The following is a 14,314-nucleotide window of genomic DNA, read 5'->3' on the forward strand; positions in this document are numbered from 1 at the left end:
ATGGCGCAAATTAGTTTTTCACAAATCACTAAGAGCTTTAAAGACAATCACATCCTAAAAGGCATCGATCTTGAAATCGCAAGCGGCGAATTCTTGGTTCTGGTGGGTCCTTCAGGTTGTGGCAAGTCCACGTTACTAAGAACGCTTGCCGGTCTAGAAAAAATGGATGGCGGCGATATCAAGGTCAACAATAAGTCCATCAAGCACGTAGAGCCTCAGGACCGAGATGTTGCGATGGTTTTCCAAAACTATGCGCTTTATCCACATATGAATGTGGCCGAGAATATGGGATTTGCTCTGAAACTTCAGAAAAAATCCTCTCAAGAAATCAAAAACCGCGTTCAAGAAATCGCGGACCTTTTACAAATCGGTCACCTGCTTGAAAGAAAACCTAAAGAGCTTTCCGGAGGACAACGTCAGCGCGTGGCTTTAGGCCGTGCCCTTGCACGCCAAACTTCTATTGTTCTATTCGACGAACCACTCTCGAATTTGGATGCACACCTTCGTAGCCAAATGCGTGTCGAGATCAAACGTCTGCATCAAGCTCTGAAAAGCACCATGATCTATGTGACCCATGATCAAATGGAAGCAACCACGATGGGTGATCGTATTGCCGTATTAAAAGACGGTCGTATTGAGCAGATTGGAACTCCGTCTGAGATCTATCACCGCCCTAAGAACCTCTTTATTGCGAGCTTCATTGGTTCTCCGGAAATGAATTTCATGGAAGGTGGCCTGCTCCACAGACTTCCATGGCCCGAGGCTAAAAAACCAGGTCAGATTCTAGGGGTTCGTCCTGAAGTATTTAAAATCCACCAGGGAAGCCTATTAAGCCATGAATTGGAGCTGGGCCACTTCCAAGTAGAGCTTTCCGAGAACCTGGGTGGCCAGCAGATGCTTCACGGCAAGGTCGAGGGGCAAAATGTGCGCATTTTAGCGGATTCAGTAGATCAATTTTACAAGGACCAACGCTTTCCTGTGAAGATTGACCTGACGAAGTCCCAGCTCTTTGATAAATCCAGTGGTCTGAATCAAAGGCTTTAGAGGGGGCTTCGTTGCTTTTGCGATCTATCAGCGCATTTCTGTTAGTATTTGCGACACTGTCGGCACACGCTGCAGCTCCACGCACCGTTTTTGTTCAGCTCTTTGAATGGCCATGGCGCGAGATAGCCCGTGAATGCGAAACCTATCTTGGCCCTGCCGGCTTTTCAGCCGTTCAAGTTTCCCCACCCCATGAACATATTCATTGGAAAAACAATCCTTGGTGGGAACGCTATCAAGTCGTCAGTTACAAGCTTGATTCCCGTAGCGGCACTGAAGCTGAATTCAAAGACATGGTGAAACGTTGTCAGCAAGCTGGCGTTGATGTTTATGTGGATGCCGTTCTAAATCACACCACGGGAATTCCTGGTGGCACGGGCTCGGGCGGAAGTGATTTCACTCACTATAACTATCCAGGCATTTATTCTTACAATGATTTCCATCACTGCAATCGCAATGGCAACAATGACATTCGCAATTTTCAAGATCGCTATGAGCTTCAAAACTGTGAGCTCTTGGATTTAGCCGATCTAGCGACAGAGTCCCCGTATGTTCAAAATGTTTTGGCAAATTACTTAAATTCCCTTTTGGATATGGGAGTCGCCGGTTTTCGCATCGATGCAGCCAAACACATCCTGGCCTCCGATATTGGTGAGATCCTTTCTAAGCTCAAAAGATCCGCGTATATCTATCAAGAAATTATCTATGATTCCCAAGGCCCAGTTCAGTACGCAGAGTATCTACCAAACGGCGATGTGATGGCCTATGACTATGCCCGTGTTCTTGCCCATGGCTTTCAAGGGCAAGATCCAAAAGCCTTGTTAAATATCGCGTCCCAATTTCCTGCAAGTCACGAGTCCATTGTTTTTGTGACGAATCACGATCTGGAACGTACTAACGACCAAGGCATCCTCAGTTACAACAACCATCAAAGACAAAACTACCTTTTAGCGCAAATCTTTATGCTGGCGTGGCCCTATGGTTATCCGCAGCTTTACTCGGGCTATAAGTTTAATAACTTTGATGACGGCCCGCCTGTCGATGCAAATCTTCGCACTTTGGGTATCTTAGACAATCAAGACCTGTGCGTATCCCCTTGGACCTGCGAACATCGCGAAGCTAGCGTCGCTGCCATGGTAGAGTTCCGCAATCAAACCGACAAAGCCTTTGGTGCGACAAATTGGTGGGACAATGGCAAAGACGCTGTGGCGTTTAGCCGCGGATCTTTTGGCTTTGTTGCAATCAATTACTCCAATCAAACACTGAGCCGCAGTTTTTCAACTTCAATGGCCGATGGAGTTTACTGCAACATCCTCGATGAGAATTACGAACTCACTCAAAAATCCTGTTCGCAAGGAATTAAAGTGAAAAATGGCAGCGTAACACTCAGTCTTCCGCCTCACTCGGCGGTGGCTCTTTTAAAGAAAACTTCTACAAAGATTTTTAAGAAATAATACCTATGAAAAAATCCACTTACACAATTGGTTTTGACCTTGGCGGCACGAAACTGGCCGCTGCAATCCTTAATAACAAAGGCGAGATGCTGGATTTTATCAAGGTTCCCGTCGACATGAAACGCGAAGGCTCTGCGACTAAAACGCAAAAGCGTGTCATTGGTTTGATGACCGATATCGCTATGGACTTTAAAAAACGCTACCCTAAAGAAACTAGCGGTAAACAGTTTTTAGGAATCGGCCTTGCCAGTGCTGGTCCACTAAATGCCGAAGAAGGAAAGCTCACACATCCTGTGAACTATCCAGGATGGAAGATCGTACCTATTCGCGACCTTCTTCAAAAAGCCGTTCATGCTCAAGGTTTTAAAACAAAGGTGCACTTTCAACATGACGCTACTGCCGCAGCACTTGCTGAAGGCTGGGTGGGTGGCGCTAAAAATATGAATTCGTTCGCAGTTGTAAGTGTCGGTACTGGCGTGGGCTCGGGCGTGATCTTTAATGGCATGCCGGCACAGAGCCGCGGTCGCGGTTCTGAATACGGCCACACGATCGTGGATTATAGAAAACTTCAAGAGAACCCCGAGAAACTTCACCATTGCACCGTCGAAGGTGTTGCCTCAGGCACGGGCCTTCTTCGTCGCGCAAAAGAAATGGGTTTTGAGGGAAATTCTGTCGAAGAACTTGTGGTGTCTAAAGACTCTAAATATGAGGTTCTCTTTCAAGATATGTCCCTAGCTCTTGCGTGCCTTTGTTATGACCTTTCCATTGGCTATAATTTGGAGCGCATTTTCTTGAGCGGTGGACTCATCAAGATCAAGAACTTGTACCTAGCGGACCTGAAAAAACATTACAAAAGCATGATTCAGCAAATGAACCCTGACTTTGAGTGTAAGATCGAAATCGCCCGCACAAAAAACACCGCCGGCGTTTTAGGGGCCGGATACCTGCCTCATTTGTATAGTTAGCAAATAAATTCCCCCTCCGCACCAGGGAAACGGTGTCACATCGTCACTATTTTTTTGAGCACGATCTTTGCTTAAGCACTTCTTGCGAAGTTAAACAGCCCTTGCGGCTCCAAAAAAAGGATCGTGAAATGTTTAAAAGAAGTCTTTCCACACTTTTAGCGACAGCACTCCTGCTATCGCCCCTTGCTTCTGTTCAAGCAAGTGATGATGGCGTAGCAATTCTTAAAGGCATTACCCGTAAAAGTGGTGGCCAAGTTTATCGCTTGGACCTGCAAGAACCTTTACGCCTTGAGAGAGTTTCTATCCTTATTTTATCAGCAAAGTTGAAGGTGCACAGCGCCCGCCTTGTGACTGAGTCTCAAACTCGTATTTCCTTGGCAAATTTGACAAATACCGCTGTTACTGCTGCGGGACAAACTCTGAAGTCTGAATACATCAACAGAAATGATCGCATTGCAGCTCTTGAGATTCGCGCAGAGTCTTTCGGTGCGGTTGCAGATATCATTGTGACTGCAACATCTGACGAAGGCTTGCCGGTTTTGATCGACGAGGACTCGTCATCAGCTCCGCCTCCTTACAATCCTCCGTATGAGCCATCACCGGAACCACCACCTTACTACCCACCAACACCAACTCCGACTCCAGCGCCAACTCCACCTGAAGTAATTCAGTTGAGCTACCCATTTGATAGCTATGGACCTCGTGAGTACAGCAAAGTTGAATGTACTGCGAGCGATGATGGCTGGGAAGAACACTGGGGTGGACACTCTACTTGTGAAGCTTGTATGGCAAAACACGGTGACTGCGTTGAGCGTTGTGATCTAGAATATGTTCGCGTCTTCGGTATCGGTGTCGACATGTATGGTCGTATCGGCAAATTCGAAGGTCGTGCCCCAGATTCTTGGTCTGCAAAATTGGATATGCAAAGAGTTTGTGACTACTACAGACTCGGTTCTTGTGAAGAAGATCCAAGCAAGAGTCAAAGCAACTTCAGCGAGACGATTTCTCGCCGTGAGTGCCGCAGACACTAGATATATATTTACGCTGCATAAATATTTAAACGGATCTGGAAACATGCTCCAGGTCCGTGTTCTAAAAGTTCCAGCCTTCCGTGACACTTATCAATAATACGCTGGCAGATCGCCAAACCAAGCCCCGTTCCCTCGCCTTTTTCTTTGGTCGTAAATAGCGGTTCAAAAATCTTTTCACGATTTTGCATAGGAACACCGGGGCCATTGTCTTTCACGTGGACAAAGACGTAAGAGTCTTTCTCAATCACAGAAACAACAATTTTAGGATCCTTTTGGCCTTTCACTGCATCGACGGCATTTGAAATTAAATTCACGAAAAGCTGAACGATCTCGGACTCGTTGCCGACGATATGATGCAAATGAGGCGGGATATTCGTTTCTAATTCGATGCCGTAATTCTTAATACGATGGTTAGTAAGAAGTCGGACATCATTAAATGCCGCAACCAGGTCCACATCGCCGATTGGAACATTATCGTCATTCGTTAAATAGCTCTTCATACTTTTAATAATCGCATTGATTCTTTCCACCATGCGATAGATACGCTCGAGATACGGAATCAAACTTGGCTGATCTTTGCCGAAATGTTTTTCAATGACCGATGTAGTTGCCTGAATCACCGCGAGCGGGTTTGCAATATCGTGACCAATACCTGCCGTGAGCTCACCAAACATTGCTAACTTCTGAGCAGAAACCAAAGCCTTCTTCTGATCAGTAATCACAGTTTCCATAACTTGGCTCGTGGACAAAAACCTACGAACTAACAAGTATACTAACCCCAAAGACAAGATCCATAAAACAAATGCAATTGCCAGGGAGGTATAGACACCCAGTTTAGCTGCAGCTAACCGAGTATTGTTAAACTTCGTAAGTCCCTCTACTCCAAGCTCCAGAATTCTCTCAGCTTGTCCCCTCATTTGCTCTAGCTGAATGCCGATGTCTTGATCCGGACGATTCACCAATGAATCAAATAGAGCTAACGAGGAATTCACAAACTCCCACTTAAGTCCTAACAAAGATTCGCGGGATTTTTGCAACCCAGGATCAGCCGGAGAAAATGCAAAGACTTTCTCGATGGACTCTGACATATGATCTAGGAACGTCTTTTTAATTCCTACCTCTTGCCAAATCTTAATATCCCCTGATTGTCTAAAGGCTGGTGATCTGAGGTCGTGTTGAAGTTGTTCAAGAGAATTATTTAAATAAAATATTTTTGGAAGCGACACAAAAAGCGCATCGATCAAGTGATAGGCCTGGAATTGTGGATCCAGAATCAAGTTCGACTTATCTAAAATAAAGGATCTGTATTCATTCAAGGTCTCAAGACTTCGCAAGAGCCCTGGCGAGTGACGTGAGTGTTCTAGCTGAGATTGAAAAGTAGTGGCCTCGGTCTCAGTAAGCGGGCCTAATACGGCCTGATTAAAAACCGCGTAATCCAACTTGCCTATAAGCGGAGATGACTTCGGAACATCACCATCGAGGGGAGTTGATAGACGGAGGATCTCTGTGGAGATCTCATACAGCAATTGAATGCCAACTTGTTCTTTTTCGTAAAACTTAACGAGCTCGTTTCTCTGTGTGTAGAAACGGAAAGCCACAAATCCTAAAGCAAATGTGAACATGGTAGTGGCAAAGGCAGCAAACCAAACAAACGAGAACTTTTTCATACAGTCCGACCTCGTGAAGAAAATGACATATCTCTACATCGAGGTCATGAATTCTTTGAAAAAACCCAGCATTATCGCGAAGCCGAGATGATCCGCAGCTTCGCAATATGCATTCGAACACTAAACTGTTATTTGCATCCAGGCTTCGAATTGTAGACCAAATCGCGGGCTTTGATATTGTCTTGAGTAGTGCCAATCAAGCAGCTTTTGTCACCATCCAAGCGAACCGCATACAGGTTGCTAATATCAGACTCGCCGTCTGGCGTTGCATGGTTCAAACGGAAGATAAGTCCCTTCCACACAAGCTTTCCAAGACCTTCTTCATTTTGTTCCAACTGGTATACCCATTCAATTTTTGTGGAACCCGTATCATGAAAGCTCATTGGAATTGCGATTTCAATTTCTTTGTTCCCGAAAGAAAGTGATGGATGATAGCGAAGATCACCGCCTTCGATTTTCAAGCGATAGCCACCAAAAGATTTGCAATCCGCTTCATAAAAATCGATCGGAGCTTTATCTGTTGCCGAAGAGATTTCAATACAATCTTTTGAAAGGTCTGTGTAAACGCTCTTCATATTTTTTGCCAAAAGCTTAGAAGAGTCGACATCACCAACACCCGCCAATGCTTGAGTACTAAGAACAAGAACTGCTAGATTCATCATATATTTTTTCATAAATATTCCTTCTATAATTTATTCGTAACCAGTTACTTTAACTTTTTGCAAATCGAAGAACGTCCCATAGATATACCCACCGAAGTCGATGCCATAGACGTTTGCTTGGGGCTCCCCGTTCTGGTCATACTCATTACAAGTAATACGCACATCCACCCAGCCGCTTTTTTTAATACGGATAGATTCCGCGGAGATTTCATTGCATTTTTGTGAACGGTTTTTCTCAAACGTGCTAATAAACCCTTTTACCTCAAGATTGTCTTTAATAGCCAAAAGCTGATCATTCGTGGTGTTAGCTAGACAAAAAAGAGGACTGAGCATAAGAACCAAAATTACTTTTTTCATACTATTTCTCCGATTAGATTTAAAAAATTATTCCGCACAAACTTCCATCACACGTCCATTTTTCTCGACGTTGATGCTTTTGACAGTTTCCCACTCATAAACCACTTTAGAATTTTCGTAGTCAAAAGCGGCTTGCTTTACTTGGATGTCTACAATGTAGGACTTGCCTTCAGGCAAACATGGATTGCCTTCGGTGTTTTCAATTTCTTTAACAACAGTGCGAGTGTCTGAGATCTTCGCAGCCGCAGCTACTTTTGCAACAACCGATGGAATACGAGCGAAAGCTTGAGTGCTTAGAGCCAGAGTCGTTAGAGCGATCAAATATTTTTTCATAACTGTTCTCCTTGAGATTTGCTTTTAAACTGTGTTTTCAACAAGAGTGCTTTTATGGCGAATTTCAAAAGAACAACAGCTCAATTTGATAAACCCACAACTATATGTATTTATTCATATATTTTACGTAAACAATCCTGGATACTTCTTTTGTAAATTTGTAACTACATGTTTTAACTGTATTTTTGATATAATCGTCAAGTGAGCAAAAAACTAATCGTCAAGGATAACTGGCTTTCTTTCTTACACGCTTCCAGTGTGGGCTCTCGTCAATTGCAAGGCCTTATCCTCTCTGGGCAGCTACAAGCGCGAGAAGCTCTCACAAAAAAGTTCGGCACAAACTTGAGCACAGAAGAGATTTCTTTTATCTGTGAAAAAACGTTGCAAGTATTAGGACGATTTTCAGAACTTGAAGAGTCACTGGAAACACTGTCCGCACAAGCCCCCGCGCATGGAAAACATATGACGGTCTGGCAAGAGCGCGTGTTCTTAAAAGGATTCGTGCTAAGCCGTTCGGGACGTAAAGAAGAAGCTAGAAAATATTTTGAAAAGCTTCCGCAAAACTTCTCTGCAAGAATTCAGACCGAGCTTGCACTTCATCAGTTGAACCAAGGAGATCTCATCCAAGCTGAGAGTCTCTTTAAGCAAGCCCTCGAGAATCACCAAGACATTCACGACCCTTACTCATTATGTACTCTTTTAGGGGGCTTAACCCTTGCCTTAATTCAGCAAGGACACTTTCGCGAAGCCGAGTTACGCATCAAACAACGTCGGCATATTTTAAAGCACTCTCCTTCAGCCTCGTTAAGTTTTGGTACAAGGCTATATGAGATTCTCCTGCTGCTTGAAAAAAACGATTTCTTGCAGGCCGATGCACTTTTGAAAGGAACCTTAGGAGACCAGAACCAGGGATTCATCAATGAGTTCTTTCTTTTGCATCTAAAACTGCGCTTGCACCTTTCTCGTAATGAACTCGATGGCGCTACAAAGACTTTGCAAGAAATTAAAGGCCTTGTACGCCGTCAGAAAATTCCAGAAGGGGTTTTGGATTTTCGCCTTGAAGAAGTAGACCTTCTCTTACGCTCTCATAAAGCAACGGAAGCACTTGACGAAATTCGGGAAATCCAAACTAGCACGGCCTCAAAAGGTGATCACTTTTTGTTTTTCCGTCTTTCACTCTTACATGCTCAAGCCCTTTACCAAAAGGGCGACTTACAAAAGGCCTTTCAGGAAATCAATAAGGTTATTCAGGACGCTGAACGTCGCCAGTACCGTCCCGGCCTTAGCTGGGCCTTGTTTCATGGTGCTGGAATCGCCATAGCAGCTGGTCATCCTGTGCAAGCGAAACTTTATCTTCAGCGCGGAGAACGTCTTGCCAATGAACTTAGCTTGCGTGTGCGCTTTTCGTGCTTCTCTTACATGTCTGAGGTCATGGGTGCGCAAAAAAGCAAAGGCGAAGCACTCCTCAGTCTGGTGCGTCGCCAAGAGATCGGACCCGAGATGGAGTACTACTTAAACTCCTACAGCCTTTTGCATAGCGTGGACTTGAAAGTATTTTCACGAAACGGACAAGAGGTGATTAATGAGCCGGATCTCAGACGGCGCTTGTTCCAAGAACCGGGACTTTTTTGGTTTCAAAAAGAAGAAGTCCTGCTCGCCCACTTAGGCCATGGCAAGATGCACTTCGTGAGTATTTCAGAAAAAGCAAGCCTGATTCCTGCCTTTCGCCTTTTTTGGAATGCCTTTCAGAATAACGATGCCGGTTTTGATCTTAAGGACATTCATCAAACGCGTCTTACTTGCACCTATCGTGAAGAACTTCACGCCGGTGCTACGAAAATGATGGTGACTCGTATTCGTGATCTCATTAGTCGGAGTGGTTTGCAGTTGTCATATCATCGCGAATCTGGAGAGTACTCTTTAAAGTCAGAGCTTCACCCCTACACGCTGGTAAGTACCAGCGATGATCTTCCAGCGAAAAATACTTCGGAGCGCGAAGAGCAAATTCTAAGCCGTATCGCGATGGAGCCTTTTGTTTCAACTCGCAGCCTTTGTCAGGAGTTTTCGGTCACCCGTCAGGCACTGCATCCCTTTTTGAAAAAGCTGACAGAACAAAAAAAGGTCCGCATGGTGAAACGCGGACCTATATCGGGTTATATTTTACTTTCGAAAAAGTAAAAAAACTCCGAAGCCAGGTATGTGCCTGGCTTCGGAGCGCGATGGAAACAACTATTTAGCAACCCTGTATCCCTCACCGCTAAGTTGAACGCATTGTTTTCCGATTGATTGAGTAAAAGATGGGTATTTAACATAGTCGATTTGGTATTTGGTTTCGACTTTTTTAACCACTTCATCCATCAAACCATAAGTTCCAGACCAAGATTCCAAGCAGTACTCTTCGGAAACATTGCTGACGCGAACCAGGTTTTCTTTTGGGGAAGGGGGCATTGTGTACTTCATCGACACCCAGCTGGCATCCGAAGTTTCACTTGTTTAGAACCACAAGCACTAAGACCTAACATCACTGTCATCATTAAAATTAAATTTTTCATTGGAAACCTGCTCCTGTTACGATCATACAACGGCGAGTTGCTACATAAGCATTAAACCCACCCTCTTCTACTGCTACGTGTTTTACTAATTTCAGTGGCGATCCTTTTGTCGTCGCTTTCTGGCCTGGAACCAAAGAACCTTCCTTCTGATTGACGGCATTCATGAAGGCGTTACGCACCGTTGGATCTTCGCCAACTCCATAACCCATGACATACCAGGTACAGTCTTTACCTTCGATGTTACCAATGGATTGAAGGTTTGCAGGATCGGCCTTTTCATCAAAAGACACGACGTTCAATTTTTGAGCGACACTCGCAGAGGCACAAGCCATAAGCTGAGATGCTAATATCAAATAGATAATGTACTTCATGATTTCTCCTTACTTTTGCAATTCAAATTTGTGAGCTGTTTTTGTGATGTGACTTGGAATTTCTAGTGTGTAATCCACGGTCACACGATTGCCATTTTTTACAACGGTCATATCTAAGTTCAATGTTACGTCCACTCCCTTGTAGGTCACCGGGCCATGATAACTGTAAGTCAACGTTTTCACGGTGCCACTCTCAGTCAGCGTCGTACTGCCAAGTCCTTGCATAGGTCCAAGGTCTGTCGACATATCTGAGTTGGAACTAACTGATCGATAGAGAGGGAACATTAACGTCTTGATATATTTATTAGAAGACCGACTGAAGATGTCACTGCTGTTGTATTCCACAATCGCAGTTCTTCTGGTAACCGCGGCTCCGTCAAAGCTGACGAGATCCCACCAATTGGCGAACTCATCCCAAACAGAAAAGTCGACGGCTTTTTTACAGTCGACAACGTCCAACTTTCCGTTGATTTCGCTGACGGTTCCATCGGACTCAGTACCTTTGGCAAAAACAGAAACGTTAAAGCCTGTTGCTGTAATATTGTTGATGCGGACTTTTGTTTTTTCCGCCATGACATTGCGTCCCCCGTTTTCAAAGCTAGAAAACATCAGAGGGTTGCCGCCGCCGGGTGCTGACATATCTGCACGATACTCTGTTTGAGAGTATGCAGCCGGAATCACTACACTCGCTGTAGGCTTGGTGGTGCTTGAAACGGATTTACACGCATCTGTAACAGTTTCCGCGTAAAACTCCAAAGACACTTCGCTGCCGCTTTGACCAAACGACTTCACGACGGCCGTTGTCGCCTTCCACTCTTTGCCGAAGACCTGGCCAGATACGTTTTGATCAGTGTAATCAGGCCACGTCCCAAATGCGGAGTTAGGGCTTGAGCCATCAACTTTTACACTAGGACTACATGCCGTCATCAGCGTCATTGCGATGCCGGCAGTAAATAAAGACATTGTTTTCATGGGTTGCTCCTTTGTTGTGATCCAAGGATTCAACGAATCCCTGGACCTCATCAACTAAAGGAGGCTTTAGCGCGAATTTAATGCGAACAACTTGTTCGCAAGGGGACTATTTTGGAAGCTCTAGACTTTGTCCTTGGAGAGTGATTTGAACAGGCTTCTCGTCCTGATAGTCCGCAGTGAGTTTAAAATACTGACGGTTTCTATCAGCACCAATAAAGGCACCTTCCACTTCAAAATGTAAAAGCCCGTTCGTCATACTTTCTTGCGATAATGTCAGGTTTTTAAAACGCGACGCTAAGTTTGATTCTTGTGTATCTAACAAATTACATCCGTTCAATTGGCCAGATGGACAGCTCAAGCGTAAAAAGCTGCCTGGACCCTCAATAATGAGATCTGAATAAAGGGCGCGAATACGAACCCAACGCTGAGACGGCAAATACAAATTGTCCTTACCAATAGTAACTTGCTCGCCGTCAGCCTCCGCAAAACTTGCAAAGGATTTTGCGATATCCACTGTCTGTGAGAATTCTAAAACTCCGCAGTGATCAAAATAAATTCTCGAGATATATCCAAAAGCTCCTGAAACTTTTAGAGGCTCTTTGCTGGAAGAATATAGAAGTTCACGATTAATAACGAAATGACCGTTTGCAAGAAGTACATAAGTTTTCGCCGGAGCCAGTGCCGGCTCTTCCTGAGCAGTCGCAAAATAGAGCTCATTGAGCTTAGGTAAAGAGCAAGTTTGTACTCGTTTTAAGTACGCATTCACAGGAGCTTTCGCACCGCAATTGTCATAACGCAGGCAGGACTCAATAAAGGAGTTATAGTGCCGAGCTGAAAAAACAATGGCCTGCTCAGAAAGACCACCGCCATTATTAACCACGTCGCCACCAGCAAAGGCCCAAGAACACGCAAATAGAGCTATAAAAAGGAATGCTTTCATGTTAACCCGCCTTATGTATAAATTTGTTTCTATCGTCCTTTTTGGCCTAATGCCATCATTTTGCGTTGCTTCCAACTTATCACAAGCCCGCCCGGCGGACTTATTGGAAGACTCGGAGTTCGTTGTCGACCTCACTGATCCAGAACTTCTGCAGAACAAAGAAAAAACCTGGCAAGTCCTCGGCGCCGACATCAAAAAGAAATGTACTTTGTACATCCGATCGCATTTTGACAGAGCCCAAGCCGAGCAAGCAAAAGCCGCCGTTTATCAATTCCACCAACTTCAACGTGACAGCACCGTCAACTATTACAATAAATACTCGAGCGATCAGTTCACCTTGTGGCTGATCACTGAAAATAAAGATCTTCCGATTATTGGCCTTGGCTGTCTTATGGACACTCCGCTAAATTCTCAAGCGGAACGAAATTTCACTCTTGAAGGCGCCTCTCATTTGATTGGACAACCTGATTTTTTCTCTAAGGCTAAAACTCGTTCAACTCGTACTAAAATCGCCTATGAGCTTTTGCCCACAGTTAGTGAAGTGACATTGAATAGTCCCCTTCGCTTCGCGGGCGAAGCAGATGAGCGTGGGACACGCCTGACGGTCACTCACTTTCCACGCATTCAAGATGGCAAACTGATAGATCCCGCCCAACAAAGACCGGATCTTCCAAGTTGCAGTCTTTACTATAATACTAATAGCGGAACTCTGACCTCCTACGACGTAACTCTGCCGGCTGGCGAAAAATTCTCTGTCCGTGGCTTTCGCGAAGGCTCTGGAGCCTACTCATTCTACATGACTCCCAAGCAAGGAAATTACGGCATGGAGATGACCTGCTATTTTTCGAAAGATAGGCCTCAGACTTTTTCTGAAATTCAGAATACTCTCGGAACTTTTGTAGAAATTAAGTAGGTGCCTATGAAAACAATTCTGCTTTTATCTCTATTATTTTCTTTCAACTGTTTTGCGCTTACCAAAAACGAAGCTTTGGTTTTATCCAAATCACGTATTGAAGGTCTCAAGCTAGGTTTTCGTGCCCTCGCTTACAATTGCTTTACGGCAGAGGAAGATTGTCAGATCGAAACCTATAGTCAGAGCGCAACGCTCAAATGGATTCTCAGTGAACAGCCAGCCCCATCGGTAGAATATTCGTCAGGTCCTGAAAATTTCACGATCGACGGAGCGGTTCGCATTGCAAAGACCGGTAGCACATGGGGATCACTTGTTATTTTCAACGAAGACCTTCTGACTCGCGAAGTGACTCCTGGAAATTTCGAAGCTCTGGAATTTTTCGAAATCATTGGCGTTCTTGTTCACGAGTTCGGTCACCACCAAGCGGAGTGGCTCGATAAAGCCGGTCTTCCTCAGCTTGGACATCAAGAGTTGGATGAACTTGCTGTAAAAGTTGTGACGTACTTGAAAGACCGCACCCGTCAGATTCGTATAACTCAAGACGAGGTTCCTGAGTTGAAACCTGGACACGAACTGACCATCTATCAGATTGATATCGAGTACTTTAACGGGATTCGCAATATCTGGAGCAACATCTTCATCGATAGCATCGTCGAGACCCGCGAGATTTCTCAAATTCTGTTACATGGCGTTGCTTGCCCAAAATCCTATACCCGAGGACACCTAACATTCGACGGTAAACCGAATTACATCTCACTACGGAAAGTAAAAGCACCCAAATTCGAGTTCAAAAACTCGTTGATCACAATGAAACAAGACGCTGAGGAAGGCTCGGTTCTTTGTATAGACAGCCAACAAGGGACGTTTAACGTTTTTCGTGGCTACACTGACATTCACCTGCGTCTACAATTTCGCTTAAACGACCAAGGGAATTTAGATTTTGCAGAGAACGGCACTTACCTTAACGCCGTCCCTCCTCCAGACGAACACGCGCAATAAAACGAAGCTGTCTATTTTCCCATTCCTGAAAGCTCTGGCAATCAGGAATGAGTCAAG

The 14,314-nt window shown here is 44.7% G+C and carries 15 protein-coding genes; 7 read left to right on the plus strand and 8 right to left on the minus strand.

From position 1 onward, the window contains the following. The 4 genes from ACLWBB_RS11770 (at position 1) to ACLWBB_RS11785 (ending at position 4,491) form a co-directional block, all read left to right on the plus strand. Positions 1 to 1,044: an ABC transporter ATP-binding protein gene (locus tag ACLWBB_RS11770; RefSeq protein WP_413287712.1), complete on the plus strand. Its 1,044-nt coding sequence runs from the start codon at positions 1 to 3 to the stop codon at positions 1,042 to 1,044. 11 nt (positions 1,045 to 1,055) lie between these two features. Then, entirely contained in the window at positions 1,056 to 2,495 is a 1,440-nt protein-coding gene (locus ACLWBB_RS11775; RefSeq protein WP_413287713.1) for an alpha-amylase, read from the plus strand. A 5-nt stretch (positions 2,496 to 2,500) separates the two neighbouring features. After that, complete coding sequence (locus ACLWBB_RS11780; RefSeq protein ID WP_413287714.1) at positions 2,501 to 3,460, plus strand: ROK family protein; 960 nt, start codon at positions 2,501 to 2,503, stop codon at positions 3,458 to 3,460. 128 nt (positions 3,461 to 3,588) lie between these two features. Continuing rightward, positions 3,589 to 4,491, plus strand: coding sequence for a beta-sandwich domain-containing protein (locus ACLWBB_RS11785; RefSeq protein WP_413287715.1), 903 nt, complete (start codon positions 3,589 to 3,591; stop codon positions 4,489 to 4,491). 8 nt (positions 4,492 to 4,499) lie between these two features. Here ACLWBB_RS11785 and ACLWBB_RS11790 read toward each other — a convergent pair whose 3' ends face one another. The 4 genes from ACLWBB_RS11790 to ACLWBB_RS11805 form a co-directional block, all read right to left on the minus strand. Next, positions 4,500 to 6,158: a sensor histidine kinase gene (locus tag ACLWBB_RS11790; RefSeq protein WP_413287716.1), complete on the minus strand. Its 1,659-nt coding sequence runs from the start codon at positions 6,156 to 6,158 to the stop codon at positions 4,500 to 4,502. Positions 6,159 to 6,286: 128 nt separating this feature from the next. After that, the gene (locus ACLWBB_RS11795) at positions 6,287 to 6,832 is read right to left on the minus strand and encodes a hypothetical protein (protein ID WP_413287717.1); all 546 of its coding nucleotides are present in this window, start codon (positions 6,830 to 6,832) and stop codon (positions 6,287 to 6,289) included. An 18-nt stretch (positions 6,833 to 6,850) separates the two neighbouring features. Beyond that, positions 6,851 to 7,177 carry a hypothetical protein gene (locus ACLWBB_RS11800; protein ID WP_413287718.1) on the minus strand — a complete coding sequence of 109 codons (327 nt, stop codon included), beginning with the start codon at positions 7,175 to 7,177 and terminating at the stop codon, positions 6,851 to 6,853. A gap of 27 nt (positions 7,178 to 7,204) precedes the next feature. Continuing rightward, the gene (locus ACLWBB_RS11805) at positions 7,205 to 7,510 is read right to left on the minus strand and encodes a hypothetical protein (protein ID WP_413287719.1); all 306 of its coding nucleotides are present in this window, start codon (positions 7,508 to 7,510) and stop codon (positions 7,205 to 7,207) included. Positions 7,511 to 7,711: 201 nt separating this feature from the next. Between ACLWBB_RS11805 and ACLWBB_RS11810 the strand changes: the two genes are divergently transcribed. Further along, positions 7,712 to 9,688, plus strand: a complete 1,977-nt coding sequence (locus ACLWBB_RS11810) for a tetratricopeptide repeat protein (protein ID WP_413287720.1) — start codon at positions 7,712 to 7,714, stop codon at positions 9,686 to 9,688. A 51-nt stretch (positions 9,689 to 9,739) separates the two neighbouring features. Here the strand turns inward: ACLWBB_RS11810 and ACLWBB_RS11815 are convergent, their stop codons facing one another. The 4 genes from ACLWBB_RS11815 to ACLWBB_RS11830 form a co-directional block, all read right to left on the minus strand. After that, positions 9,740 to 9,970 carry a hypothetical protein gene (locus tag ACLWBB_RS11815; protein ID WP_413287721.1) on the minus strand — a complete coding sequence of 77 codons (231 nt, stop codon included), beginning with the start codon at positions 9,968 to 9,970 and terminating at the stop codon, positions 9,740 to 9,742. Positions 9,971 to 10,058: 88 nt separating this feature from the next. Continuing rightward, positions 10,059 to 10,433, minus strand: a complete 375-nt coding sequence (locus ACLWBB_RS11820; RefSeq protein WP_413287722.1) for a hypothetical protein — start codon at positions 10,431 to 10,433, stop codon at positions 10,059 to 10,061. Positions 10,434 to 10,442: 9 nt separating this feature from the next. Then, positions 10,443 to 11,405, minus strand: a complete 963-nt coding sequence (locus ACLWBB_RS11825) for a hypothetical protein (RefSeq protein WP_413287723.1) — start codon at positions 11,403 to 11,405, stop codon at positions 10,443 to 10,445. Positions 11,406 to 11,511: 106 nt separating this feature from the next. Beyond that, positions 11,512 to 12,345, minus strand: a complete 834-nt coding sequence (locus tag ACLWBB_RS11830; RefSeq protein ID WP_413287724.1) for a hypothetical protein — start codon at positions 12,343 to 12,345, stop codon at positions 11,512 to 11,514. A 13-nt stretch (positions 12,346 to 12,358) separates the two neighbouring features. Here ACLWBB_RS11830 and ACLWBB_RS11835 point away from each other — a divergent pair, with 13 nt between their 5' ends. Together ACLWBB_RS11835 and ACLWBB_RS11840 are read left to right on the plus strand one after the other, a co-directional pair. Then, positions 12,359 to 13,258, plus strand: a complete 900-nt coding sequence (locus tag ACLWBB_RS11835) for a hypothetical protein (protein ID WP_413287725.1) — start codon at positions 12,359 to 12,361, stop codon at positions 13,256 to 13,258. Between the two features lie 6 nt (positions 13,259 to 13,264). After that, complete coding sequence (locus tag ACLWBB_RS11840; protein WP_413287726.1) at positions 13,265 to 14,257, plus strand: hypothetical protein; 993 nt, start codon at positions 13,265 to 13,267, stop codon at positions 14,255 to 14,257. The last annotated feature ends 57 nt before the right edge of the window (positions 14,258 to 14,314 follow it).

Origin of the sequence: Bdellovibrio sp. HCB337 (assembly GCF_047302465.1) — a bacterium.
In the GTDB taxonomy this organism is placed as follows: domain Bacteria; phylum Bdellovibrionota; class Bdellovibrionia; order Bdellovibrionales; family Bdellovibrionaceae; genus JACMRP01.